Genomic DNA, 25,628 nt, shown 5'->3' with positions numbered 1-25,628 from the left:
CCCGCCCGAACTCCCGTACACGCGTGGGTCGTTCAGTAGCCGCGTACGTCCGGCCAGTGGCGTTGCACTCCGTCGCGGTCGAGCAGCCGCGCGAACTCCTCGAACCGCTTGTCCTCGGCCTGAACTTGCTGCGGCTCGACGTCCTCGGCCACGCAGTGCGCGGCCAGGGCACCGGCGACCTCGCCGACGTTCCACTCGACCGGGTGGAGGCGGTAGCAGCCGTTGGTGATGTGCGTGGTGCCGATGTTCTTGCCGGCGGGCAGCAGGTTGCGCATCCGGCGCGGCACGAGCGCGCCGAGCGGGATCTCGAACGGCACGGACCCGATGTCGATGTAGTCGTCGCCGCCCGTCGAGGGATGCAGGTCGATGCGGTAGCTGCCGACGCCGACGGAGTCCCGGTGCCGGGTTCCGCCGTGCGGGCCGACGAGGTCGATCGCCACGTCGTGCTCGGTGACCGTGGTGACGGCCTTGATACGGCGGGACTCACGGACGTACGCCGCCTTGGCCAGGCCGTCCGCCGTACCGGTCACGTCCGGGCGGATCCGCAGGCCCGGGAAGCCGGTCCCGCCGTCCGTGCGCGGTGCCTCGGTCTGCAGCCAGTACAGCAGCGACAGCGACAACTGCCGTGCCTCGCGCAGCGCTTCGGTCTCCTGGCCGATGTACGGCTTGAGCCAGTAGTCGTTGAGCGGCCAGTTGACGAGCGTGATGTCGGAATCGAAGGCGCCCGGCGAGTGCAGTTTGCGGGCGAGGATGCGGCGGAAGCCCCACAGTTCCTTGTCACCTGCATCGGCACTCTGGTCGGCGGAGACGCCGAGCGGGTCGAGGTCCGGATTCGGTACGAAGGTCCGCGGCACCGGCTCCAGCGTGCGCGGGTCGGGTGCCTCGAAGCCCAGCAGCGGGCCCGGCCAGAACGAGGGCTGGTAGGTGCGCCAGAAGTCGAAGTCCTCCGGGCGGTCGATGGTGTGGTCCTCGCCCTCGTGGTGGGAGAGCGCGAAGGTGACCGTGATGCCCTGCTGGTTGAGGGGCTGGGCCTCGTCGGGGGCGTGCGGTTCGTCGAACTCGGCGCGTGCCTCGGCCCCGTTGGCGTGCTCGACGCCCGCGAGGTGGAGGAGTTCGCCGGTCTCGGTGGCGTCCAGGACGTACCGCACGGTGAGGGTGCGCTGCGTCCCGTCGCGCAGGTCCTCCAGAGTCACCGACCGTACGACATCGTTGTCGGACTCGGCGGAGATCGGCCGGTGCTCGGTGAGTACGGTCAGCCGTCCCGCGGCCCGGTGGGGCGCGAGCATGCCCTCAAGGACGGCGAGGGCGACCCTCGGCTCGTGGCAGAGCTTGCTGACGCGGCCGGCTCCGGGGTTGAGATCCGTGAGCGCCAGGGCCTCGGCCCGCAGCGGGTACCAGTGGCGGTAGTACCTCCGGATCTCCTCGCGCAGCCGCCGGTACGAGGCGGTCGTGCCGAACCGCTCGACCCACGGATGCTCGTCGGGCGGTACGGCCTGGCTGGTGAGCTGGCCGCCGATCCAGTCCGTCTCCTCGGTGAGCACGACGCTGCGCCCTGCCCGGCAGGCGGCGAGTGCGGCGGCCACGCCACCGAGGCCGCCGCCCACGACGAGGATGTCTGCTTCGGGTATCACGCTTCTCCTTGCTGCTGGATCGGGTTCATCCGCGGTGAGGTTCGTTCGGCCGTACTCAGGGACGGCTGCGCGGCGGTCCGGCCGTCAGGCCAGGGCGGAAGACACAGCTGACGAGCGGTTCTCGCGCCTCCTCGCCCGCGACGAGCGCGGCCAGCAGCCGTACGGCCGCGGCGCCCAACTGCGGGCGGGGGATGTCGAATCCGGTGGGCTCGGGTTCAGCCGCCAGGTCGGCGGGCGGACTGCCGAGCAGGGCGAGGGACACGTCTCCGGGGCAGTCGAGGCCCGCCTCGCGCGTGGCGGAGAGCAGGCTTCGCCAGGCCGCCCCGGTGTCGGTCTCCTCGGCGACGAAGGCCGTCACTCCTTCATCGGCCCAGGCGCGCAGCCGCTCGGGCGTGAGGCCTCGCTGCGGATCCGCGGACCGGAAGACGGTCGTGGGCCCGGAGGGGAGGCCTGCGGCTTCCAGCCCTTCCAGGAAGCCTCGCTGACGGTCCGCCGAGGCGGGAGCGTCGTCGTCCTCGCGGACGAGGACGATCCGCCGATGCCCCAACTCGGCCAGATGGCCCACGACTTCACGCGTGGCTTCGACATAGTCCGCGCCCACCCATGCCACGCCCTCCAACTCCTCGCGGCGGCCCAGGTGTACGACCGGGAAGCCGTCCTCGACCAGTCGCTTGAGCTCCGCCCGGGGTGTGTGCCGACCGATGAAGAGACAGCCGTCGGCGAGCCGGACCCGGCTCAGGGCGTCGGGACCCGCGGCCCCCGCGCCGCCGGTGCTCGACCCCGTGAACAGCACCAGGTCGTAGCCGAGCGCCGCCGCCTCGCGCTCCACGCCGATCAGGAAGGGGTAGTACGAGTGCTGCACATCGGTGGGGAACGTGGCGGTGAAGCTGAAGACGCCGAGCAGGTTGTTGCGGGCGGCGGCCAGCCGCCGGGCGGCCGGGTCGGGAACGTAGCCGAGGCTGCGGGCCGCCTCCAGGACCCGCTGCCGGGTCTCCTCGGAGATGATGCGCCCCTTGCCGTCGGGCTTCGGGGACAGCACCAGGGACACGGTCGCCTGCGACACCCCCGCGAGCCGAGCCACCTCGGCCTGCCGGGGCCGTGACGTACGTCCGGCCGGAGCGGGCGTACGTCCGGGCCGCTTCCTGGGTTCCACAGTGTTTCTCTCCTCCGGGCAGGGCTTGGCCCTGTCAGCGACTGCGTCGTTAATGCGTATTACCTAATGCGTATTGACGAGAGATTGCACCTCCCCGCCCAGCGGGTCAAGACATGGGACGGAAGTGCCGTGAAAGAGAGCGACACCGGTCGGGCCGGCCCGCTGCGGCAGGGTGGCGCGGTCGGTGACCCTTGCCTGCCGGCTTTTCGTCCCGTTAGCTTGCGGCGGGGTTTCGGGTCATGGCTCAAGGCGAGGCGCACGAGTGACGGTTCGGGGCAGGGCGCGCGTCGATGCGCAGTACGGATTGCTGACCGGCATCGCCAGTGAGGCGGGGGTGTCGCTCAGTACCGTGTCCAAGGTGGTGCACCGGCGTCACGACGTCGGTGCGGCGACGCGCGCCCGGGTCGAGGAACTGCTGGCGCGCCACGGGTTCGTACGACCGGGAGAGCGTGATCCCGCGGCGCCGCGCCAGATCATCGCGGTGTTCCGTGACCTGTCGGGCCCGTACACCCTCGAAGTCGTCCGGGGGATCGTGGACGCGGCGGACGAACTGGGTGTGGACGTGGTGACCGGGACGACCGGTCAGCGCTCGATCTCCAAGTGGCTGGAGGAGTGCGTGGCGCTCGACGCGGCCGGGCTGATCATCGTGATCTCGATGCTTGCCGAGGACGACCAGCGCCGCATCGTCGAGCAGCGGCTGCCGGTCGTGCTGATCGACCCGCTCAGCGCGCCGAGCCACGACATCCCGAGCATCGGCGTGACCAACTGGAGCGGCGCCAGGGAAGCGGTACAGCACCTGCTGGGACTCGGGCACACCCGGATCGGCATGGTCGCGGGCCGCTCGCACTCGCTGGCCGGGGCGGCGCGGCTGCACGGCTACCGGGCCGCACTGGAGGAGGCGGGCGTCGCGTACGACCCGGCGATCGTGCGCTCGACGGACTTCGACTTCGAGGAGTCGCTGATCGCCAGCCTGCAGATCCTGCGCTCCGACGATCCGCCCACGGCCGTCTTCGCGGCGAGCGACGCACAGGCGCTCGGCGTCCTGGAGGCCGCCCGCCGGCACGGACTCAGAGTTCCCGAGAACCTGGCCGTCATGTCCTTCGACGACACACTCGTGGCGGCCATGGCCTGCCCACCGCTCAGCGCGGTGCGCCAGCCGTTCGAGGAACTGGGCGCCGAGGCCACCCGGGTACTGGTGCAACTGGCAGAGGGCCGGCCGCCCACGTCATCACGGATCGAACTGGCGACGGAACTGGTGCTGCGCACGTCCACATCGGTGCGCCGCCCGGTCAGTACGGAGTGAGGGGGCGGGCGCCCGTCCCACTGACATTGGCCGTACCGGAATTCCCCGCTTCCCGGAGGTAAAGCGCCTGAGCGGCTCGAACAGGCGGGAAGCGTAACGGAGTTGTCCGCTCAGGCTGCGAAAGAGTTTCGTAGGCGGGCGGTCGTCGGATTTCCGCAGGTCATCGGAGATGCCGATGTATTTAACCCGGACGGTGTGATCGTGACGGCGTGTACTTTCGCTGAGCACGCAGTCGGTTTGCGCGCAGTCAGCTGATGCCCGCAGAGAGGTGCTACATCGAAGTGACGGGCCCAGCCAGGTCGCGCCGCAATGCCCAGTACGGGCTTCTCACCTCGATAGCCGACGAGGTCGGCGTCTCGCTCGCGACCGTTTCGAAGGTTGTCCACCGGAGACGCGACGTGTCCGAGTCGACGCGGGCCCGGATCGAGGCGCTGCTGACCGAACACGGCTATGTCCGTGCGGGGGAGACCGCCGCGCATCGGCCGAGGCAGCTCCTGGCGGTGTTCCGGGATCTGGCCGGCCCTTACACCCTGGAAGTCGTCCGGGGCATCGTGGAGTCGGCGGCCGAGGTGGGCGTCCACACGACCGTCGGCACGACGGGCCGGCGCTCGATCGCCCAGTGGCTGGAACAGTGTCTCAAGCTGGACGCGCTCGGGGTCGTCATCGTCATATCCACCCTTGCCGAGCAGGACCAGCGCCGGATCCTGGAACAGCGCCTGCCGGTGGTGCTCGTCGATCCCCTGAACGCCCCGGACGTGGACATCCCGAGCATCGGTGTGACCAACTGGAACGGCGCGACGACCGCCGTCCAGCACCTGATCGACCTCGGGCACCGCCGGATCGGCATGCTGGCCGGCCGTTCGAGCTCACTGGCCGGATCCGCACGCCTGCACGGCTACCGGGCCGCCCTCGCGGAGGCCCGAATCCCCTACGACCCGGCGCTCGTTCGGTCGACGGACTTCGACTACGGCGAGGCCCTGCGCGCCGCCCGCCACGTCCTGGGCCGGCCCGAGAAGCCGACGGCGCTGTTCGCCGCGAGCGACGTCCAGGCACTGGGCGCGATGGAGGCCGCCCGGCAGCTCGGTATCTCCGTGCCGCGCGAGCTGTCGGTCATGTCGTTCGACGACACCCTGGTGGCCGCGATGGCCTCACCGCCGCTGAGTGCCGTACGGCAGCCCTTCCGGGAGCTGGGCCAGGAGGCCACGCGTGTCCTGCTGGACCTGGCCGACGGCAAGCCTCCCGCGACGACGCGCAGGGAACTCGCGACGGAATTGATCGTGCGTATGTCCACGGCCCCGCCGAAGTCCGGGCCGGAGCAAGGCGTTTGACCTCGGATTCCGCAACCCCCCCGTACTACGAAAGTCTTTCGCAACCGAGGGCCCATCGGTTATTGCCGAGGCCGAATAGCGCCGCCTAGCGTGACCGACGCCGGCTCAGCCGCAGGCGCATCGGGACGCAAACCTTGCGTAAGCACCTGACGGTCCTGGCCATCGATTCATGTCCCCTTGCTGACAGGTCCGGGACGGCCTGACGGGTGAAGCACGCCCGCGAAAGGGGACCCTGCCCAGTCGAAAGGTGTTCAACGATGAACAGAGTGTCGCGACGGTGGTTTCTCACCGCCACGGCGGCCACCGCGGTGAGCGTCACCGCGGCCGGCTGCGGCTCGTCCGGCAGCACCACGTCCTCTCCCACGGGCAACGTGGACTTCTGGACACTGCAGGACCCGACCAACCCGGTCCAGAAGACGGCCGTGGACACCTTCAACTCCGGCGGCAAGGGCAAGGTCAGCATGACCGTCATAGCCACGGACGGATACAAGGACAAGCTGCGCACCGCGATGGGCTCCTCGAAGATGCCCGGGATGTTCTTCAACTGGGGCGGCGGCAGCCTCGACGACTATGTCAAGGCAGGGAAGCTGGTCGAGCTCGACTCCGCCCTGGAGTCGCACTTCCTGCCCTCCGCGCTGGCCGCCGGCAAGGTCGACGGCAAGCTCGTGGGCATCCCGTGCCGCGGCACCCAGCCGGTGTTCCTCTTCTACAACAAGAAGGTCTTCTCCGACGCCGGAGCCGAACCGCCGAAGACCTACGCCGAGCTGCAGGACCTGGTGAAGGTCTTCAAGGACGAGGGCGTCACCCCATTCGCCCTCGCCGGCAACGCCACCTCCTCGTGGACCGAGCTGATGTGGATCGAGTACCTGGTCGACCGTCTCGCGGGTCCGGAGCTGTTCGCGAAGATCGCGGCCGGCGACTGGTCGCGGTGGAAGGACCCGGCGGTCCTCAGGACCGCACAGATGATCAAGGAGCTGGTGGACAGCGGCGCCTTCGGCAAGAGCTTCGGCTCCGTGAACTACGGCCCCGGCGGCACCACCACCCTGCTGAACAAGGGCAAGGCGGCGATGGTGCTGATGGGCTCTTGGGAGTACGCGCAACAGCAGAGCGAGGACCCGGAGTTCACCAAGAAGGACCTGGGATACGTGGCCTTCCCGAGCGTCGCGGGAGGCAAGGGCGACGTTGCCAACGTGGTCGGCAACCCGACCAACTACCTTTCGGTGACCACGAGTGCCGCCCAGCAGACCGCGGCGGAGTTCCTCGCGACCACGTACAGCGACGCCTACGTCAGGGGACTGGTCGAGAAGGGTGAGGTGCCGATCACGTCGGACGCCGCGCAGTTCCTCGCCAAGGCGACCGACCCGGCGTACGCGAACTTCCAGTACGACCTGGTGAAGAAGGCCCCCGCCTTCACCCAGTCCTGGGACCAGGCGCTCGGCCTCACTCTGGGCACCCCGCTGCTGACCGAGATCCAGAAGCTGTTCAACGGGCAGAGCTCGCCGGAGCAGTTCGTCGGCGCGGTACTGGCGATCAAGAAGTAGGAAGGCACGTCCACGTGGTCTCCGCAACGACTTCGCGGTCCTTCGGCAAGCAGCGGGTTCGTGACCGGACCGCTCCGCCCACCCTGGAGCGGCCCGGCGTGGCCTGGGCCGTACCCGGGCTGCTGTTCTTCCTCGTCTTCGCCGTCGCACCGATGGTGGGGGTGCTGTACCTCTCCTTCACCCACTGGGACGGACTGAACACCCCACAGTTCACAGGTGCCGAGAACTGGTCGCGGTTCTTCGGTGACAGCCAGGTCTGGCAGGCCACCGCCGTGACGGGCGTCCTGCTGGTCGGCAACATCCTGGTCCAGGCGCCGGTCAGCATCCTGCTGGGCGTCTGGGCGGCCGGCCACCAGCGCAACCGGGCCGTCCTGTCGGCGGTGTTCTTCCTGCCACTGCTGCTGTCCACGGCGGCCACGGCCATCATGTGGCGCCAACTACTGGACCCGAACTTCGGCCTGCCGTCGAAGGTGCAGTGGCTCTTCGGCGCGAATCCGCTCGGTACCCAGCAGGGCGCGATCGCCTGTCTCGTCCTGGTCACCAGCTGGCAGTTCGTCCCCTTCCACAGCCTGCTCTACCAAGGGGCCGCCCGCGCCATCCCGCAGACGCTGTACCAGGCGGCCGCGATCGACGGTGCGGGAAGGAGGCTGCAGTTCCTCCACATCACGCTGCCGCAGCTGCGCAACACGATGATCACCTCGACGGTCTTCATGGTCGTCGGCGGCCTCACCGCCTTCGACATCGTGCTGCTGCTGACCAACGGCGGCCCGGGCACGGACACCTCGATCCTGCCCTTCTCGATGTACCAGACCGCGTTCCGCACCTACGACTACGGCTACGCCAGCGCCATCGCGAGCTTCCTGCTGCTGCTCGCCACCGCCGCCTCGGTCCTCCTCACCAAGCTCAGCGGATACGACAAGATGACGAGCACCCTGGAGGGGCTGTGAGGACACGCCCGAACTACGCCGCGGGGGCCGCCGCGTTCGTCTGGCTGCTCATCATCGGCGTACCGCTGTACGCGCTGCTGAACACCGCGCTGCAACCGCGGTCGAACTACACGGACGAGGGCCCCCTCGGACTCCCCACGGCCCTGACCTTCGACAACTTCAGCACGGTGCTGGACAGCGGGTTCCTGCAGTACATCTGGAACACCGTCCTCGTGGCCGCCGGCACGGTCGCCATCGTGCTGGCCCTGGGCATTCCGATCAGCTACGCGGTCGTACGGGGGAGGGGCTGGTACAGCAGGGGAGTGTTCCGGCTGTTCCTGCTGGGCCTTGCGATTCCCTCCCAGGCGGTGATCATCCCGCTCTTCCTCATCGTCAACGACCTCGGCTTCTACGACACGTTGTGGGGCATCATCCTGCCCACCGCCGCGTTCGCGCTGCCGGTGAGCGTGCTGGTCCTCAGCGGCGGGATGCGGGACATCTCCACCGAGTTGTACGAGGCCATGGCGCTGGACGGCGCGAGCCCGGCCCGGTCCCTGCTGACCCTGGTCGTCCCGATGTCGACGTCGGCCATCGCGACCACGTCGGTCTTCGCGGCGCTCCAGGCCTGGAACGGCTTCCTCTTCCCGCTGATCATGACCCAGTCCGACGACACCAAGCTGGTGACGCTGGGCCTGTACAACTTCGTCTCCCAGTACGGCGCGAACGTGCCGGCACTGCTGGCCGCCGTGCTGCTGTCCGCCGCGCCCATCCTCGTCGTCTACCTCTTCGCCCGCCGGGCCCTGGTGGCCGGTCTCATGGGGGCCGGCGGCAAGTGACGGGCCCGGGCCCGGTGCGCCCGCGGCCCTCGCTTCTCCAACTGCGCTTCCCCAGCACGCCCTTCGCATGCCCTTCGCGGCGCCCCTCGTGGTGCCTGCACGCGCCCTTCGGGTGCCCGCACACAGAAATGGATTCCACCGTGACGATCAGCGAAGAGCGCCCGACGACCGGGCTGTGGCACGACCCGGCGCTGCCCGCGTCCGACCGCGCCCGAGCCCTGCTCGGCGCCATGACCACGGCCGAGAAGATCGCGCAGCTCGGCAGCACGTGGCCGGGCCACGACGCGGGCGGCGACGTCGCTCCCATGCAGGACACCTTCCGTGGCGCCGAGAAGTTCGACGACGCGATCGTGGACGGGCTGGGACACCTGACACGGGTCTTCGGCACAGCACCCCTCGCCCCGGAGGCCGGCCGCGAACGGCTGGCAGCCATGCAGGAACGGGTCGTCGCGGCGAACCGTTTCGGAATCCCTGCCATCGCCCACGAGGAGTGCCTGACCGGGCTCAACGCCTGGCAGGCGACGGTCTACCCGACCCCGCTCGCCTGGGCGGCCACGTTCAACCCCGGCCTGACACGGCGGATGGCGGCGGCCATCGGCTCGGACATGGCGGCCGTCGGCGTCCACCAGGGGCTGTCCCCCGTCGTGGACGTCGTACGCGACTACCGCTGGGGCCGGGTGGAGGAGACTCTCGGAGAGGACCCGTACCTCGTCTCGGAACTGGGCCTGGCCTACGTCCAGGGGCTGCAGTCGGCCGGTGTCGTAGCCACGCTGAAGCACTTCGCCGGGTACTCCGCGTCCCGGGCGGCACGCAACCACGCCCCGGCCGCTCTCGGTCCGCGCGAACTCGCCGACGTCGTCCTCGTCCCGTTCGAGAAGGCAGTGGTGAAGGGCCGCGTCGGCTCGGTCATGAACGCCTACAACGACATCGACGGCGTGCCCTGCGGCGCGGACGAGCACCTGCTCACCCAACTCCTGCGTGACACCTGGGGATTCGAGGGCACCGTCGTCTCCGACTACTGGGCCGTCGCGTTCCTCGCCACCCTGCACCACGTGGCGGCCGACATCCCGGACGCGGCCCGCGCCGCACTCCGGGCCGAGATCGACGTCGAACTGCCGCACACCACGGCGTACGGGCAGGCGCTCGTGGAACACGGCGTCCCTCTGGACCTTCTCGACCGTGCGGCCCTGCGCGTCCTGACGCAGAAAGCCCGACTCGGCCTGCTGGACCCGGACTGGCGCCCCGGCCAGTACACGGCCCCCGCGGACTTCGACTCGGCGCGCAACCGCGGTATCGCCCGCACACTGGCCGAGGAGTCCGTCGTCCTGCTCGACAACGCCTCGGACCTCCTGCCGCTCACCGGCACGCACTCCGTCGCCGTGATCGGTCCCGCGGCCGACGACGCCAACTGCCTGTTCGGCTGCTACTCGTTCCCCAACCATGTGCTTCCCCACCACCCCGCGGCGCCCATGGGAATCGAGGCGCCCACGGTGCTCGACGCCATCCGGCGGGAGTTCCCCGAGGCAGTGGTGCGTCACGAGACCGGATGCCAGATCACCGGGGACGACCGCGGCGGCATCGAAGCCGCGGTGGCGGCCGCCACCGCGGCGGACGTGACGATTCTCGTCGTCGGCGACCGCTCCGGCCTGTTCGGCCACGGATCCTCCGGCGAGGGCTGCGACGTCGGCGACCTGACCCTTCCGGGGGTGCAGGACGAACTGGTCGAGGCCGTCCTCGGCGCGGCGCGCCGGGCCGTCCTCGTCGTCGTCTCGGGCCGCCCGTACGCGATCGGCCGGCACGCTCGGACGGCGGACGCGACCGTGCAGGCGTTCTTCCCCGGCGAGGAGGGCGCGGCGGCGATCGCCGGCGTACTTTCCGGGCGGGTCAACCCCTCCGGACGCCTGCCGGTGCAGATCCCGGGCGACACGGCCGGTCAGCCGGGCACCTACCTGGCACCCCCGCTCGCGCTCAAGAGCGACGGCGTGAGCAACATCGACCCCACCCCCGCCTTCCCGTTCGGACACGGCCTGTCCTACACGTCCTTCGCCATCGAGGAGACGCGGGCCGACACGCACACCATCGCGGTCGACGGGACGGTCACGGTACGGGCCACGATCTCCAACACCGGTTCCAGGGAGGGCACTTCGGTGCCTCAGCTGTACCTCACCGATCCGGTCGCGTCCGTCACCAGGCCCGTCCGCCAGCTGATCGGCTTCACCCGGGTCGAGCTGGCCGCCGGTGAGACACGAACCGTGGAGTTCGAAGTGCACGCGGACATGACCGCCTTCACCGGCCGGGACCTGCGCCGTCGCGTCGAGCCCGGCCTCATCGTGCTGACCGTCGCGCAGTCGGCCGGGGATCGGGGACGGTCCGTAGACGTGGAACTGAGCGGTGAGACGCGGGTCGTCGACCACACCCGCACGATGACCACAGCCGTCACGATCCTCCGGACCTGACTCCGCCCCACCTCCTCGGCACACCAAGTCACGAAACACCTTTGAGTCAAGAAACAGCTTTCCCCTTCGGCCACGGAGCCGGCCTGCCGACTTCCGTGGCCACCGACCACACGATCAGTGGAGCCGCAGTGATCCAGAGATTGATACGGAGGGCTCTCGCGACTGCGACAGCCTTCGGCGTCTGCGTGGCATTCGCCGTTTCCTCATCAGGGAGTGCGTCGGCATATCAGCCGAGCCAGACGGATCTGTACGTGTCGCAGGACAACGCCGCGTGCAACAAGAAGCCCTGTGTTCTCTACCCGAAGTCGGCCCAGCTTCCGAGCGGCCGCATCGTGGTGTCGTTCGAGAACAGCAAGGGCGACCCGCTGGGACAGACGCTGCCCGTCTACAAGAGCGACGACGACGGCACGACGTGGCAGAAGTTGACCGACCTGAAGGCACCTGCCTCGCTGTCCGGCGACGCCAAGTACGCGAAGTACACGAGCAACTGGACGAACCCGTACCTCTACGTGCTTCCGCAGGACGTCGGAACACTGAAGGCCGGCACGCTGCTCCTGGCGAGCGTCGTCTCGGGGGACGATCCGTACTACCGGGAGCGCAAGGCAGCCGACCCCAACTGGACGGCGGACGGGGACGGCGACCGAAAAGACGTGGCGATCGCGCTGTACTCCAGCACCGACAACGGCTCGACCTGGCGGATCGAGAACATCATCGCCGCCGGTGGGTGGCAGGGCGCCCGCATCTCGAACGCCAACACCTCCGCACAGTCTGATCCCGTCTGGGAGCCGTATCTCGTCGCCCGCAACGGCAAGCTCGTCGCCTACTACTCCGACGAGCACGACTACCTCGGTTTCGACGCCGCCACGGGTATCCCGACCCGCGACCCGGCCGACGACACGGCCACGGACGCGCGCAACCAGATCCTCGTGCACAGGACCTGGGACGGCGGCAGCACGTCGTCCTGGAGCCAGCCGATCGTCGACGTCCCGGGCACGACCGAGAACCTGGACGGAAAGACCCTGATCGGCAACGGCCGCCCGGGCATGACGACGATCGCCGAGACCACCGACGGCAAGTGGCTGCTCACCTACGAGTACTGGGGCGGCGGAGCGAACGCGAGATACCGGCTCGCGGACGACCCGCTGAAGTTCTACCCGACCGGTGTGACGGACCTCCCGGTCACCAGCCTGCCCGTGCCCTCCGGGGGACGCGCCCTGTCGACGGGCGGCAGCCCCGTGCTCATCACGATGCCGGACGGACGGATCGTCTACAACGCGAACGGCAGCGGCAACGTCTGGGTGAACGAGTCCGGCAGGAGCGACGGCACCTGGAAGGAGTACCGGACACCGGTCACTTCCGGCTACAGCCGCACGCTCCAGTACGTCGAGGGCACGGGCCGTGTCGTCGTCCTCCAGGCCGACTTCGGCACCGGATACGGTCCCATACGCTACGGCGAGGTCGACCTCGGCCGGTCCGCGGGCACCTACAGCACCCTCGTCAACCGCGCGACGGGCCAGGTCCTCAGCCCCGACGCCGGCAAGACGCAGGACGCGAACCTCACGGGCGACGTCCCCGACCTCGTCCTGCGCACCCGGGACGCGGGCAACGACACCCAGCGCTGGCATCTCACGGCCAAGGGCAGCAACGTGACCCTGCTCAACAAGGCCGGCGGCCGCTCGGTCGCCATCTGGACCGGCACCGCCACCGCCGGGCAGAGGCTCGCACAATGGGTCGACGACGGAGCAACGGACAAGCAGTGGACCCTCGTACCGTCGACCGACGGCCACTACAAGCTCCGCTCGGTCCGCAACACGACTCTGTTCATGACGGGTACGACCCAGAACGGCGCCGTCACCCTGGCCACGTCGACCGGCGACGGCTCGCAGGACTGGCAGGTGGTCCAGGACCCCCTGCCGACGGACACCCCGTTCACTTTGAGGGGCGCCAACTCCGGCCGCTGCCTCGACGTCCCGAACGGCCAGACGGGCGTGCAGGTACAGATCTACGACTGCTCCCGGAACGCGAACCAGACCATCACGCAGACCACCGCGGGCGAACTCCGAGTCGCCGGCAAGTGCCTCGCGGCGGACGGTGATGGCACGACCTCGGGTACCAAGCTCATCCTCTGGACCTGCAACGGCAAGACGAGCCAGAAGTGGTGGTTCCGCCTGGACGGCTCGGTCATCAACCGCTCCAACGGCCACGCCATCGACGTGACCAACTGGGCCACGGCCAACGGTTCGCCGGTACAACTCTCGACGGCACTGGGCAACGCCACCCAAAGGTGGAGCCGAAACTGAGAATCGTCACTCTCATGGAGTGCGGGCTCAGTTCGCTCTTTCCGCCGGAACAGCCGCCATCCTCAAGCGAAACGGCGAGGCTAGTGCTGTCGTTTCGCACTGAGGAGAATGCAGTCAGTCATGAGATTGCGAAAACAAGGATCGCGGCGGATCGCCTGGGCAGTGCCGATGCTGTCGCTGCTGGCGTTGGCCGGGTGTACCGAGGCGGCAACGTCGAAGTCGACAGCAACGGGGGCGGCCACGGCGGCGGCCGTCGATTGCGGCCGGATCGCGGGCAACGGCCGGACGTTCTACGAGAGCAATCCGACGTACAAGGATCCCCGGGACGATGGTGACGACTGGTCGCCGACCGCGCCGGAGGCGCAGGGGATGGATTCCGCCAAGTTGCGTACAGGGCTGACCAAGCTCGGGAACAACGCTTCACTGCTCAGCGCCCTGGTCATCCGAAACGACCGTCTCGTGGCCGAGCGGTACTACCACGGTAGTGGCGCACAACGGAGCAACAACGTCCACTCGGCGTCGAAGAGCATCCTGCAGGCGCTGGTCCACATCGCCGTCGCGAAGGATGACATCGGAAGCCTGGACGACCCGGTGGCCGACTACCTGCCGGAGTACTTCGGGGAGGCGTCGCCGGACAAGAAGAAGATCACTGTCCGGCATATGTTGACCATGAGGTCAGGTCTCGACTGGACGGAGGATTCGACCGAGATTCAGATCGGGAAGACGTCGAACTGGGTCCGGGCGATTCTCGACCGTGAGCTCGTCTCCGCCCCTGGCACGACGTACAACTACAGCAGCGGCGATACGCATGTCGTCTCGGCCGTGCTGCAGAAGGCGACCGGCATGAGCACGTGCCAGTTCGCCCACCGATACCTGTTCGAACCGATGGGCATCACGGCCGAGCATTGGGGCCGTGACCCGCAAGGCGTCTTCTCCGGCGGGTACAACGTCTACCTGACGCCACGGGAAATGGCGAAGTTCGGTCTGCTCTATCTGCACGACGGCAAGTGGGGTGGCCGGCAGCTTGTGCCACGTGATGCTGTGCGTGCGGCGCAGGTCAAGACCGCCCGGGTTGACGACGAATTCGCCTATTCCGAGGGCTGGTGGATGCAGAGCGTCTCCGAACGCTCGATGTACTTTGCCTGGGGATTCGGCGGGCAGTTCATCTACGTCATCCCCAGCGCGGACATCGTGCTCGTGACCAGCGAGAACACCAGCGACAAAAGCATCAACAAGGAGATCGATCCAGGGGAGTTCATTCGCGACCATCTGCTGCCCGCGATAAGCGGCCCCTGATCTGGCAGGACTGTTCGCCTATGACGGGCCGGGTTCTGTTCTGGCCACGTACACGGTGTTGGTCGAGGTGCCGCCCTGCAGGGGATTGGCGAAGTCGACGACGTGGGCCGCTGATTGCGGGAAGACCTCGGCGAGTACAGCGGTGAACTGCTTGTCCGGCGGGTCGTTCGACCACAGGGCGAAGACCCCGTTGGGGTGGAGGTGTTCGGCGAGAGCGCGGAGCCCGGCAGGCTGGTAGAGCGCCGCGTGGCGCGGGTGAAGCACATGGCGCGGTGAGTGGTCGACATCCAGCAGGATGGCGTGGAAGCGGCGGCCAGGTTCCTCCGGGTCCAGACCCTGCGAATCGGCCGCCAGCGCGAAGAAGTCGCCTTGCACCAGGCGGCAGCGGGCGTCCGAAGCCAGCCGGGCGCCGAGTGGGACCAGGCCCCGCTGATGCCAGTCGATGACTTCGGCAAGTGTTTCGATCACGGTCAGCGAGCGCACCCGGGGGTCGTCGAGCGCGGCCTCGGCGGTGTACCCGAGCCCGAGTCCGCCGACCACGACGTCCAGTTCGGTGTCGGGCAGACCCGCCAGTCCGAGTTCCGTGAGCGCGATCTCGCCGGCTGTGAAGAGGCTGGACATCAAGAACTCGTCGCCGAGCTTCACCTCGTACACATCGGTGCCCGATGCAGGGTCGCGTCGGCGGCGCAGGCTGATGTCGCCCATCGCTGTCGGACGCCAGTCGATCTCCTCGAAGCGCGCGCTCATCCGTCTGCCTTTCTGAGGCACCGTCGGTGCCGGAAGTCGATGCCTGGAACGCTGCTCCGCGGCAGGCGTGTACGCAGGCGCGAAACCGTCCCTGCCCCGCCGGCAAGGCTGCCGGCGGGGCAGGACACGGGAAGTGGGCCGGTCAGGCGTCGATGATGACCGGGATGATGAGGGGCCTGCGGCGGTGGGTGCGGAAGGCCCAGTTCGCCACGGCGCGGGCGATGAGCTGTTCCAGCTGGTGTGCGTCGCCGACGCCCTCCTGGGCCGCGGTCGCCAGGGTCTTCTCGATGACGGGGATGACCGGTTCGAAGGTGGTGTCGTCGTGGACGAACCCGCGGGCCAGGAAGTCGGGGGTCTCGGCAAGGGCGCCCGTGTCGGCGTCGACGATAGCCACCACGGTGACCACGCCTTCCTCCGCGAGCGTGAGGCGGTCCTTCAGGGACGCCTCGGTGGCGCCGCCGACCTCCATGCCGTCCACGTAGACGTTGCCCGCGGGCACCTTGCCGGTGATCGACGCACGCCCGTCCACGAGGTCGACGACGACGCCGTCCTCGGCGATGACCACCCGCTCGGGATCGACCCCCGTACGGATGGCCAGGTCGGCGTTGGCCCGCAGGTGGCGCCATTCTCCGTGCACGGGCATGACATTGCGGGGCTTGACGATGTTGTAGCAGTAGACGAGCTCACCGGCGCTGGCGTGCCCGGAGACGTGCACCTTGGCGTTGCCCTTGTGGACGACATGTGCGCCCCACCGGGTCAGCCCGTTGATGACTCGGTAGATGGCGTTCTCGTTGCCGGGGATCAGGGAGCTGGCGAGCAGGACGGTGTCGCCCTTGCCGATGCGGATCACGTGGTCGCGGTTGGCCATCCGGGACAGAGCCGCCATGGGCTCGCCCTGGGATCCGGTGCACACCAGGGTGATCTTGTGGTCGGCTAGCTTCTCCATCTCCTTGGTGCTCACGACCAGGCCGCTGGGAACCTTGAGATACCCGAGGTCGCGGGCGATGCCCATGTTGCGGACCATGGAGCGGCCCACGAAGGCGACCTTGCGGCCGTGCTGGTGCGCGGCGTCCAGGACCTGCTGGATACGGTGCACATGGCTGGCGAAACTGGAGACGATCACCCGGCGCGGGGCGGTGCGCATCACCTGCTCGATCGCCGGGTTCAGTTCGCGCTCGGAGGTCGTGAAGCCGGGGACCTCGGCGTTGGTGGAGTCGGTGAGGAAGAGATCGACGCCTTCCTCGCCGAGACGGGCGAAGGCGCGCAGGTCGGTGATGCGGTCGTCCAGCGGGAACTGGTCCATCTTGAAGTCGCCGGTGTGCAGCACCATCCCTGCTCCGGTACGGATCGCGACCGCGAGGCTGTCCGGGATGGAGTGGTTGACCGCCACGAATTCGAGGTCGAAGGGGCCGAAGCCGCGCCGGTCGCCCTCACGTACCCGGACAGTGCGCGGCCGGATTCCATGCTCCTTGAGCTTGGCCTCGAGGAACGCCAGTGTCAGCTTCGAGCCCACGACAGGGATGTCGGAGCGCTCGCGCAGCAGATACGGCACGCCGCCGATGTGATCTTCGTGGCCGTGGGTGAGTACTACGCCCACGATGTCGTCCAGGCGATCACGGATGGATGTGAAGTCCGGCAGGATCACGTCCACGCCGGGCTGGGTCTCTTCGGGGAACAGCACGCCGCAGTCGACGATGAGCAGCTTGCCGGCATACTCGAAGACGGTCATGTTGCGGCCGATCTCACCCAGACCGCCCAGGGCGACGACCCTCAGCCCTCCTTCAGGCAGGGGAGGGGCGGCTTTGAGTTCGGGATGTGGATGGCTCATATTCCGACGTTACCGGAGAGTCCGCCGAGGTGATCCACTGGCTGCCCCGATCAGCCCGTTCTCGGGGCGCGGCTGCGGCTGTGAGCGGGGGAGCGGGGCCGCCACGGCAGCTGACGCGACAGCGCGCGGTGGAGATGGTAGAGGCTCGCCGCGGCTGAGCCGTACACCGGGTGCGCTGGAGGAGATCTCATGTCCCTCGCCCTCCTCGGCCAGGCCGCGTACCGCCAGTAGCCGGGCGGGCCTGGAGAGCGGATCCGCGAGCGCTCCGCTGCCGGAACCGCTGAGGCGCTCAACGCGTCGGCACCGGCGCCGATGGCAAGGTACGTCGCCTGCCGCGGACGCTGGGCATGCCGAGGAGGCTTCTCTCCAGTGAGCGGTTGAACGCCGCGCTGTCGGACCCCGGAAACGTCGGGCTACTCCGGGGGAGGAGCCGTGGTCCGGCGTGGCATCAGCGAGGGGGAGAGCTTGACCTGGACCGGTGCCTTGTGGCGGTCGGTAATCCGCTCCAGGAGAAGGCGTGCGGCGTTCCCGCCGATCTCGTGGCCCGCCTGGTCGACGCTGGTCAGTGAGATCGGACCGAACGAGGCGAACGTCGTGTTGTCGTAGCCGGCCACCGACATGTCACCGGGAGCGGACAGCCCTGCTTCGGTGAGCGCCTCCAGCACACCCATGGCAACGATGTCCGCACCGGCGAAGACAGCCGTGGGCCGGCGAGGGCGCGCGAGCAGTTCCCTGGCGCCCTCGTAGCCGCCCTGCTGGGTGTAGGTGGTGGAGACGATGTCGATCTCCTCTGCGAGGCCCAAGGATCGCATGGCACGCCGATACCCGTCGGCACGCTGGGCGTTGGGCATCTCCGCGATGCGTGTCGGGTCGGTTTCGTGGTGCTCGATGTGGGCGATCCGGCGGTGGCCGAGGCCGGCGAGGTGGCCGACGACCAAGGACGCGCCCGCCACGTCGTCGTCCGTCACGGTGTCGTACACCGGGGAATGCCCATGGCGGCCGATGACGACGGTCGGGACGACGGAGGCGACGTGCTCGAGATGGGTGCGCTGTGACACGGGTGCGATCAGGACGAGGCCGTCCATTCCCCGGTCGATCATGGCCTCGGTGACCCGTGCTTCCGCCAACTCCCCGTTGCAGCCCGGGCCCAGGAACACCTGGTAGTCGGTTCCCGCGAGGCGGTCGGTGATCCCGTCGAGGATCTCGGGGAAGAAGGGATTGCGGATGTCGGGCAGCATCACGCCGATGGTGTACGTCTGCCCGCGCAGGCCCCTGGCCCCCGCGTGCGGCCGGTAGCCGAGTTCCTCGATCGACCGGCGCACCTTCGCGCGCATCTCGGGGCTGGCGCCGTAGGCGTTGCGCAGAACCTTGGACACGGCGGTCGTGGACACCTGGGCGTGGCGCGCCACGTCGATGATCGTGACGCGGCGGCGCGGTGCTTGCGGCTCCATCCGGTTCCTCTCCCCTTGGGCAACGTTGCCGCAGAGTGTACGTACGAGCCGGCGGCTCGGCAGGTTCCTTGCGAGGGCTGCACGAAATCTCCGTCGTAACAATCGTGCAGCGTGCGCGGCATCTTGACGTCACGCAGGACGCTCTCTAAGGTCTGGCCACACCTTGTGGGAAACGTTACCCATCGGCGCTACAAGCGATCCGGCACCGCGTCGGTTCCAACCCATCCCGCGACGAAGCAGAGACAGTCGCTCCTCCCTCAGTCCAACCAACCGCAGTGTCGACCCGACAGTCTGTTTGAAACGTTTCAGGAAAGGAGGTGCGTCGGTGACTCTCGCTCCGAACGAGCACCTTCCGGACCAGGACCGGCCGCCGGACGTGGAGCCACCTCCACGAGTACGACGGGCGCGTGCCACGCCGCCCTGGTGGTTCGCGCTTCCCGCCCTGGTCCTGTTCGCCTTCGTCGTCCTGGTACCGAGCATTCGCGGTGTCTACTACGCCTTCACGGACTGGGACGGTCTGGACCCCAGCTTTTCCTTCGTGGGCCTGGACAACTTCACCGACATGTTCAGCGACGCCGACGCGACGCAGGCGATCTGGCACACCCTGCTGATCGCCGTGTCGATCACCGTCATCCAGAACGCGCTGGGCCTGCTGCTGGCCCTCGGGGTCAACTCGGCCATCAAATCCCGGAACCTGCTCAGGGTTCTCCTGTTCGCCCCGGCTGTGATCACACCGATCGTCACCGCGTACCTCTGGCGCAACCTGCTCAGCCCCGACGGCGCGGTCAACAGCCTGCTGGGCGCGGTCGGCCTGGACGGCTGGCGGCAGGACTGGCTGGGCAGTCCGCAGGTGGCTCTGTGGTCGGTGGTCGGCGTGATCGTCTGGCAGTTCGCCGGCTACTCCATGGTCATCTTCCTGGCCGGGCTCCAGTCGGTGCCCAAGGAGGTGCACGAGGCAGCGGCCATCGACGGGGCGGGCCCGGTGCGGCGCTTCTGGTCGGTCACGCGGCCACTGCTGGCTCCGGCCCTCACCATCAACCTGATGCTGTCGATCATCGGCGGGATCAAACTCTTCGACCAGGTCTATGCCTTGACGGGTGGTGGACCGGGACACGCCACCGACACCATCTCGACGCTGATCTACAAGGACGCCTTCACGCTCGGCGAGTTCGGCTACAGCATCGCCCTCGCGGTCGTCCTCACGATCATCGTGGCGGTCGTCTCGACCGGACAGTACCTGGTGCTGTCCCGCAACGAGAGGGCCGCGTCATGAGCCGCTACCGTCCGCGCACTCTTGCCCTTGAACTGGCGATGATCGCGGCTGCCCTCTTCGTGGGCTTCCCCGTGTACGTCCTGGTCAACCTCGCGGTACGGCCGGCGTCGGACACGTCCTCGCCGATCAGCCCGACCACCTCGCCGACCCTGGACAACTTCTCCCAGGCGTGGCAGCAGGGCTCGCTGGGCGGGGCGTTGGGCAACAGCGTGCTGGTGACGGTCTGCAGTGTGGCCGTCGTGCTGGCCGTCTCCTCGCTCGCCGCCTATCCGCTGGCCCGTGTCACGGCACGCTGGTCACGTGGCACGTACCTGCTGGTCCTCCTGGGCCTGGTCCTGCCCTTCCAACTCGCCTCGCTGCCGCTCTACCAGACCATGCGGGACCTCGGTCTGCTCGGTACCCCCTGGGCCCTGGTCCTCTTCTACTCCGGCCTGCAGGTGCCGTTCACCGTCTTCCTCTACGTCGGCTTCCTGCGAGCCCTGCCCCGCGACTTCGAGGATGCGGCCCTGATCGACGGATGCACACCGCTGCAGGGCTTCCGGTACGTGGTGCTGCCGATGCTGAAACCGATCACCGTGACGGCCCTGGTGCTCAACACCGTCGCCATCTGGAACGACTTCTTCACCCCGCTGCTGTACCTCAGCGGCAGCGCCCAGCAGACCATGCCGGTCGCGATCGCCGGTTTCGTCGGCCAGTACGTCACGGACTGGAACCTCATCTTCGCCGCACTGGTGATCAGCATCCTGCCCGTCCTGCTCGTCTACTTCCTGTTGCAGCGCAGCATCATCAACGGCTTCGCGGGAGGGCTGAAGGGATGACACACCAGTCCCACCCGACCACCACGGCCGTGGCCTCTTCTCCGAGGGAGACATCATGAAGACACGCATACCGACGGTCCTGCCGGCCGTTGTGACAGCTGGGGCCCTGCTTGCCGCCTGCAGCGGCGGCACCAAGGCGGGTGACTCCGGTGGTGGTGGTTCAAAGACCCTGACGCTGGCCTCGGTCGACCAGGGCTCCGTCGAGGACGTCGTCAAGGCCTTCGAGAAGGCCAACCCGGGCGTGAAGGTCCGCTACACCACAAGCGGTGCCGACCAGTACCAGCAGCAGATCCGGACCCAGTTGTCCTCGGGCACCGCACCCGACGTGATGTCGGTCTGGCCCGGCAACGGCAACCCAGGCGCCACCTATGTCCTGGCCAAGCCCGGTTACCTGCGTGACCTCTCGGACCAGCCCTGGGCCGCCAAGATGCCCGACGCGATCAAGAGCGTCGCCCAGTACGAGGGCAAGACCTACAACGCGATCTTCGGGCAGAACGGCATCGGCGCGGTCTACAACCAACAAGCCCTGGAGAAGGCCGGACTCACGCCCCCGGACACCTGGAAGGACCTCCTGGCGTTCTGCCGGGCAGCGAAGGCCAAGGGAACCCCTGCCTTCGCACTGGGCAACCAGGACAACTGGGTGACCCAGCTCGTCCAGTACGCGCTGGTCGCCACGACCGTCTACGGCGACGACCGCGACTTCGACAAGAAGATGCAGGCAGGCCAGGCCACCTTCGCGCAGTCGCCGTGGACCACCGCCCTGGACAAGTACCTGACGATGGAGAAGACCGGCTGCTTCCAGAAGAACCCGCTGGGCACCAACTACGAAGCCAGCCAAGGCCTCGCCGCCACCGGCAAGACGCTCGGCATCGTCCAGGGCAACTGGGTGATCGCGCTTCTCAAGGGAAAGAACCCGAAGGGCACGTTCACGTTCAAGGCGCTGCCGGCGACCGACGACCCGTCCGCAACGATCGTCCCGGCCGCGGCGGGTGCGGGCTACGGAGTGAACGCCAAGGCGAAGAACAAGGACCTGGCGCTGAAGTTCGTGAACTTCGTGATGTCTCCCGAAGGTATGAACCTGTTCGTCAAGAAGCAGGGCGGTCTGCCCTCCCTGCCCGACACGGGCTATGCGGTCGACCCGTCGCTGGCCGAACTGTCCAAGTTCATCAGGTCGGACCGCACGGTGCCGTTCATGGATCAGCTCTGGCCCAACGCCAAGGTCCAACAGACCATGCTCAGCGGCCTTCAGGAGATCTTCAGCGACCAGTCCACGCCCGAAAAGCTCCTCAAGGAAATGGACGCCGACTACAAGGCCGGGAGCTGACCACCTGCGTCGTCGCCTCGGGGAGGCGCACGTTCACGGCCCGCGACGCCGCGTAGATGCGCGGCTCCAAAGATTCTCAGCGAACCGTCCATGCCCGAGCGGCCGCTCGCCGGTGGCCGCACAACCGAAAGGAAGACGGGTGCACCATGAAGCGCGCAGTGGAGACGGCGCCGAGCGGGATACCGACGAGGGTGTCCCTGACCGTGGAAACAGGACCGGAGTGCGTCGTCGAACCGTGCTCGCCGCGACGGCCGGCGCCGTGCCTGTAGCCGTTGGCGCCATGGGAGGCGGAGCGAATGCGGCAACAGCGGCGCACACAGAGGGAGACGCGGTGACGGGGCTGACCGTGGAACACCGCACTGATCCCGTGGGCGTGGACGCGGCCCGGCCGCGCTTCGGCTGGCACATGCGCTCGGCAGGCCGGGGCCACGGCCAAGGTGGTTACCAGATCCTCGTGGCAAGCTCTCCGGGCAAGCTGACCGCCGCCCGCGCGGACGTCTGGAACAGCGGCCGTGTCCGCTCCTCCGACTCGGTGGCCGTCCACTACGCAGGCAAGCCACTGAGTGCCTCCACCCGCTACCACTGGACCGTCACCGTCTGGGACACCGAAGGCCGTCCAGCCGGCACCGCCACCCCCTCCTTCTTCGAGACCGGCCTCATGAGCACCAACGGCGTGGCCGGCTGGGACTCCGCGAAGTGGATCGGCATGAAGGGGAAGACCCCCAACTCGGCCGGCGCACCCATGCTCCGGAAGAAGGAGCCCATCCGGACAGCGAGCGCCGGGAAGAGCCGGCCCAAGGTCAGCGAGGCGCGGCTGTACATTTCCGCCCTCGGTGTCTACGAGGCATACGTCAACGGACACCATGTCAGAGTCGTGCAGGACGGCGACGACAGCACGATCGAACTGCTTCCCCCGGGCTCGACGAACTACGACGCGCGCGTCAACTACATGACATATGACGTCACTGACCCCGTGAGACGGGAGTCGGACGTCACCCTCGCGGTCGTCCTGGGCAACGGCTGGTACAACGGCCGCATCTCCGAGGGCAGTACGTACTACTCGCGGAACGGCAACGCCCTGGCCGTCAAGGCCAAACTACTGATCCGGTACGCCGACGGGACGTCGCAGACGATCGTCACCGAGCCGGACGGCGGCTGGAAGGCCACGGACACCGGCCCTTACCGCGCCGACGACATCTACGACGGCCAGACCTACGACGCCCGCAAGGAGCTGCCGGACTGGACGTCGCACGGATTCGACGACTCGTCCTGGGCGGACGTGGAACGCGTCGCCTTCGACGACAAGTACCCGGACGCTCAACTCCTCGCCTACCCCGGCGAGACCGCTCGCCTGATGCCGAAATGGGACCGCCGACCGCAGTCGATCACGGTCGCCACCGGAGTGACCGGACAGGACGGGAGCCCGAACGGCAGGGGACGCATCGTCGTAGACGCCTCCCGGACGGTGACCGATCCCGCGAAGGCCGCCTCCGCCTCGGTCACGATCAGCAATGGCGACACGGCCGTCTTCGACCTCGGCCAGAACATGGTCGGCGTGCCCCGCTACAGCCTGCGCGGCCCGAGCGGAGCCAAGGTCGAGTTCAAGTTCGGCGAGATGCTCAACGACGACAGCGCCGGCGCGGACGGCCCCGAGGGGTCCGTCTACCGGGCCAACCTCCGCAGCGCCAAGGCCACCAGCACGTACATCCTCAAGGGCGACCGGCACGGTGAGACGCACCAGGACTCACTGACCTTCTACGGCTTCCGCTACGTGTCCGTCACCGCGACGGACACCGTCACGATCACCCGTCTGACCGGGAAGGTCGCCACGTCCGCGATCCGCGAGATCGGCACCGTCACCACCAACGATCCCGACATCAACCAGCTGGCGAGCAACATCCGTTGGGGCCAGCGCGGCAACTACCTCTGGGTGCCCACCGACTGCCCCCAGCGCGACGAACGCCTCGGCTGGACCGGCGACACCCAGGTCTTCGCCACGACCGGCCTCTACAACGTGGACGCCGGTGTCTTCCTCAGCCACTTCCAGGACACCGTCGTCGACTCCCAGGCCATCTACGGCATGGACAAGGCACAGTTCACCGGAGTGGCCCCCACTGGACGGTACAACTTCCCGGGCGGCGGCAGCGGTTGGGCGGACGCCGGAGTCATCGTGCCGTGGACCGTGTGGCAGATGACCGGCGACGCGACCATCGTCAAGGACAACTGGCCCGCGATGACCCGCTACCTGGACTGGATCCGGGGGCAGACCGGCGACACCTACGCCGGACAGGGCTCCCTCACCGGCGACTGGCTGGCGCCCCAGAAGACCAGCGCGCAGATGATGAGCGACATCTACTACGGCTACAGCACCCGGCTGATGGCTCAGATGGCCCGCGCGATCGGCAGGACGGCGGAGGGGCAGGCGTACGACCGGCTCCTCGGACACATCAGACAGGCGTTCATCACCAAGTACCTGAGCACCGAGGGCGGCACGGTCACGGTCAGGTCCAGCCTCGGCGAAGCCTCTCCGATCGAACCGGGCGCCGATCCCAACCAGAAGACGGAGGACAACAGTCAGGCCGCGTTGCTGTGGGTCCTCAAGCTCGGCTTCTACGAGACAGGGGCCCAACGCCGTACGCTCGTCGGGTTGTTGGGGGACAACATCGGCAACGACGAGGCCTACAAGGCAGCACACCCGAACAGCAGCCGAGTCAGGTACGCCGAGAACACACTCTCCGTCGGCTTCCTCGGCGTCAACGTCCTCGCCCCCGTCCTCACCGACGAGGGCCGCACGGACCTGGCGTACAAGCTGCTGCACCAGGACGCACTGCCGTCCTGGCTCTACTCGGTGAAGAACGGTGCCACCACCGTGTGGGAGCGCTGGAACTCCTACTCCGAGGACGACGGATTCGGCCCGGTCAGTATGAACTCCTTCAACCACTACGCCTACGGCGCGATCATGGAGTGGATGTACGCCTACATGGCAGGCATCGCCCGCGACCCGGACAGCCCGGGCTTCAAGCACTTCGTCCTGCAACCCCACATCGATCCCACGGGCAGGATCACCCACGTGGCAGCCTCGTACGAGTCTCCGTACGGCAGGATCAGAAGTGAATGGGCGGTCGGCGACGGAGGCCGGAGCCTTGTCTACGACGCGGTCGTGCCCGCGAACAGCGGGGCAACCCTGCGGCTTCCGGCGGCCTCCGCCGACTCCGTCCGCGAGGGACGAACGCCGCTGGCACGCGTGGACGGGGTGCGTTTCCTCGGCCACACGGACGGGGTGTCCTCGTACCGGATCCCGTCCGGCACGTTCCGCCTGACCACACGGCTTCACTGATCAACACGCGCAGCCACGGCGAAGCGGCACGCTCGAACCGCTCTCTGAAAACCCGCCTTGGCTACCAGCTTTTCCTGTCC

17 protein-coding genes are annotated in these 25,628 nt (G+C 68.2%); 12 read left to right on the top strand and 5 right to left on the bottom strand.

The features are described from left to right. Positions 1–32: 32 nt before the first annotated feature. Entirely contained in the window at positions 33–1,631 is a 1,599-nt protein-coding gene (locus ACFWXQ_RS07130) for an FAD-dependent oxidoreductase (RefSeq protein WP_383938747.1), read from the bottom strand. Between the two features lie 55 nt (positions 1,632–1,686). Further along, on the bottom strand, positions 1,687–2,784 hold the full coding sequence (locus tag ACFWXQ_RS07125) for a LacI family DNA-binding transcriptional regulator (RefSeq protein ID WP_383938744.1): 1,098 nt from the start codon (positions 2,782–2,784) through the stop codon (positions 1,687–1,689). 262 nt (positions 2,785–3,046) lie between these two features. Here ACFWXQ_RS07125 and ACFWXQ_RS07120 point away from each other — a divergent pair, with 262 nt between their 5' ends. The 8 genes from ACFWXQ_RS07120 (at position 3,047) to ACFWXQ_RS07085 (ending at position 14,770) form a co-directional block, all read left to right on the top strand. Beyond that, the gene (locus tag ACFWXQ_RS07120; RefSeq protein WP_383938741.1) at positions 3,047–4,087 is read left to right on the top strand and encodes a LacI family DNA-binding transcriptional regulator; all 1,041 of its coding nucleotides are present in this window, start codon (positions 3,047–3,049) and stop codon (positions 4,085–4,087) included. A 254-nt stretch (positions 4,088–4,341) separates the two neighbouring features. Further along, positions 4,342–5,415 (top strand): LacI family DNA-binding transcriptional regulator, encoded by a 1,074-nt coding sequence (locus tag ACFWXQ_RS07115; protein ID WP_383938738.1) that lies wholly within the window; start codon positions 4,342–4,344, stop codon positions 5,413–5,415. A 257-nt stretch (positions 5,416–5,672) separates the two neighbouring features. Further along, positions 5,673–6,956 (top strand): ABC transporter substrate-binding protein, encoded by a 1,284-nt coding sequence (locus ACFWXQ_RS07110; RefSeq protein ID WP_383938736.1) that lies wholly within the window; start codon positions 5,673–5,675, stop codon positions 6,954–6,956. 14 nt (positions 6,957–6,970) lie between these two features. Further along, positions 6,971–7,903, top strand: a complete 933-nt coding sequence (locus tag ACFWXQ_RS07105) for a carbohydrate ABC transporter permease (protein WP_383938733.1) — start codon at positions 6,971–6,973, stop codon at positions 7,901–7,903. Continuing rightward, positions 7,900–8,718 (top strand): carbohydrate ABC transporter permease, encoded by an 819-nt coding sequence (locus ACFWXQ_RS07100; protein WP_383938730.1) that lies wholly within the window; start codon positions 7,900–7,902, stop codon positions 8,716–8,718. Before ACFWXQ_RS07105 ends, ACFWXQ_RS07100 begins: the two co-directional genes overlap by 4 nt. Before the next feature lie 128 nt (positions 8,719–8,846). Further along, the gene (locus ACFWXQ_RS07095) at positions 8,847–11,174 is read left to right on the top strand and encodes a glycoside hydrolase family 3 N-terminal domain-containing protein (RefSeq protein ID WP_383938727.1); all 2,328 of its coding nucleotides are present in this window, start codon (positions 8,847–8,849) and stop codon (positions 11,172–11,174) included. Positions 11,175–11,302: 128 nt separating this feature from the next. Beyond that, a complete protein-coding gene (locus tag ACFWXQ_RS07090; protein WP_383938724.1) occupies positions 11,303–13,474 on the top strand; it encodes an RICIN domain-containing protein in 2,172 nt (723 codons plus the stop codon). A gap of 120 nt (positions 13,475–13,594) precedes the next feature. Beyond that, a complete protein-coding gene (locus ACFWXQ_RS07085; RefSeq protein ID WP_383938721.1) occupies positions 13,595–14,770 on the top strand; it encodes a serine hydrolase domain-containing protein in 1,176 nt (391 codons plus the stop codon). A gap of 18 nt (positions 14,771–14,788) precedes the next feature. Here the strand turns inward: ACFWXQ_RS07085 and ACFWXQ_RS07080 are convergent, their stop codons facing one another. From ACFWXQ_RS07080 to ACFWXQ_RS07070, 3 genes are all read right to left on the bottom strand, one after another. Continuing rightward, the gene (locus ACFWXQ_RS07080) at positions 14,789–15,517 is read right to left on the bottom strand and encodes a spermidine synthase (RefSeq protein WP_383938719.1); all 729 of its coding nucleotides are present in this window, start codon (positions 15,515–15,517) and stop codon (positions 14,789–14,791) included. A 142-nt stretch (positions 15,518–15,659) separates the two neighbouring features. Further along, entirely contained in the window at positions 15,660–17,345 is a 1,686-nt protein-coding gene (locus ACFWXQ_RS07075) for a ribonuclease J (protein ID WP_383938716.1), read from the bottom strand. A gap of 413 nt (positions 17,346–17,758) precedes the next feature. Continuing rightward, a complete protein-coding gene (locus tag ACFWXQ_RS07070) occupies positions 17,759–18,796 on the bottom strand; it encodes a LacI family DNA-binding transcriptional regulator (protein ID WP_383938714.1) in 1,038 nt (345 codons plus the stop codon). A 325-nt stretch (positions 18,797–19,121) separates the two neighbouring features. On the opposite strand from ACFWXQ_RS07070, the gene ACFWXQ_RS07065 reads away from it, so the two are divergent. The 4 genes from ACFWXQ_RS07065 (at position 19,122) to ACFWXQ_RS07050 (ending at position 25,548) form a co-directional block, all read left to right on the top strand. Continuing rightward, positions 19,122–20,069, top strand: coding sequence for a carbohydrate ABC transporter permease (locus ACFWXQ_RS07065; protein ID WP_383938711.1), 948 nt, complete (start codon positions 19,122–19,124; stop codon positions 20,067–20,069). After that, complete coding sequence (locus tag ACFWXQ_RS07060; protein ID WP_383938708.1) at positions 20,066–20,887, top strand: carbohydrate ABC transporter permease; 822 nt, start codon at positions 20,066–20,068, stop codon at positions 20,885–20,887. Before ACFWXQ_RS07065 ends, ACFWXQ_RS07060 begins: the two co-directional genes overlap by 4 nt. Positions 20,888–20,942: 55 nt before the next feature. After that, a complete protein-coding gene (locus tag ACFWXQ_RS07055; RefSeq protein ID WP_383938705.1) occupies positions 20,943–22,211 on the top strand; it encodes an ABC transporter substrate-binding protein in 1,269 nt (422 codons plus the stop codon). A gap of 280 nt (positions 22,212–22,491) precedes the next feature. Beyond that, complete coding sequence (locus ACFWXQ_RS07050) at positions 22,492–25,548, top strand: family 78 glycoside hydrolase catalytic domain (RefSeq protein ID WP_383938780.1); 3,057 nt, start codon at positions 22,492–22,494, stop codon at positions 25,546–25,548. Positions 25,549–25,628: the final 80 nt, after the last annotated feature.

It is taken from the genome of Streptomyces sp. NPDC058697, assembly GCF_042715345.1.
In the GTDB taxonomy this organism is placed as follows: Bacteria; Actinomycetota; Actinomycetes; order Streptomycetales; family Streptomycetaceae; genus Streptomyces; species Streptomyces liliifuscus.
Note: the sequence above shows the minus strand (reverse complement) of the source record. Positions and strands in the feature narration are given on the sequence as shown.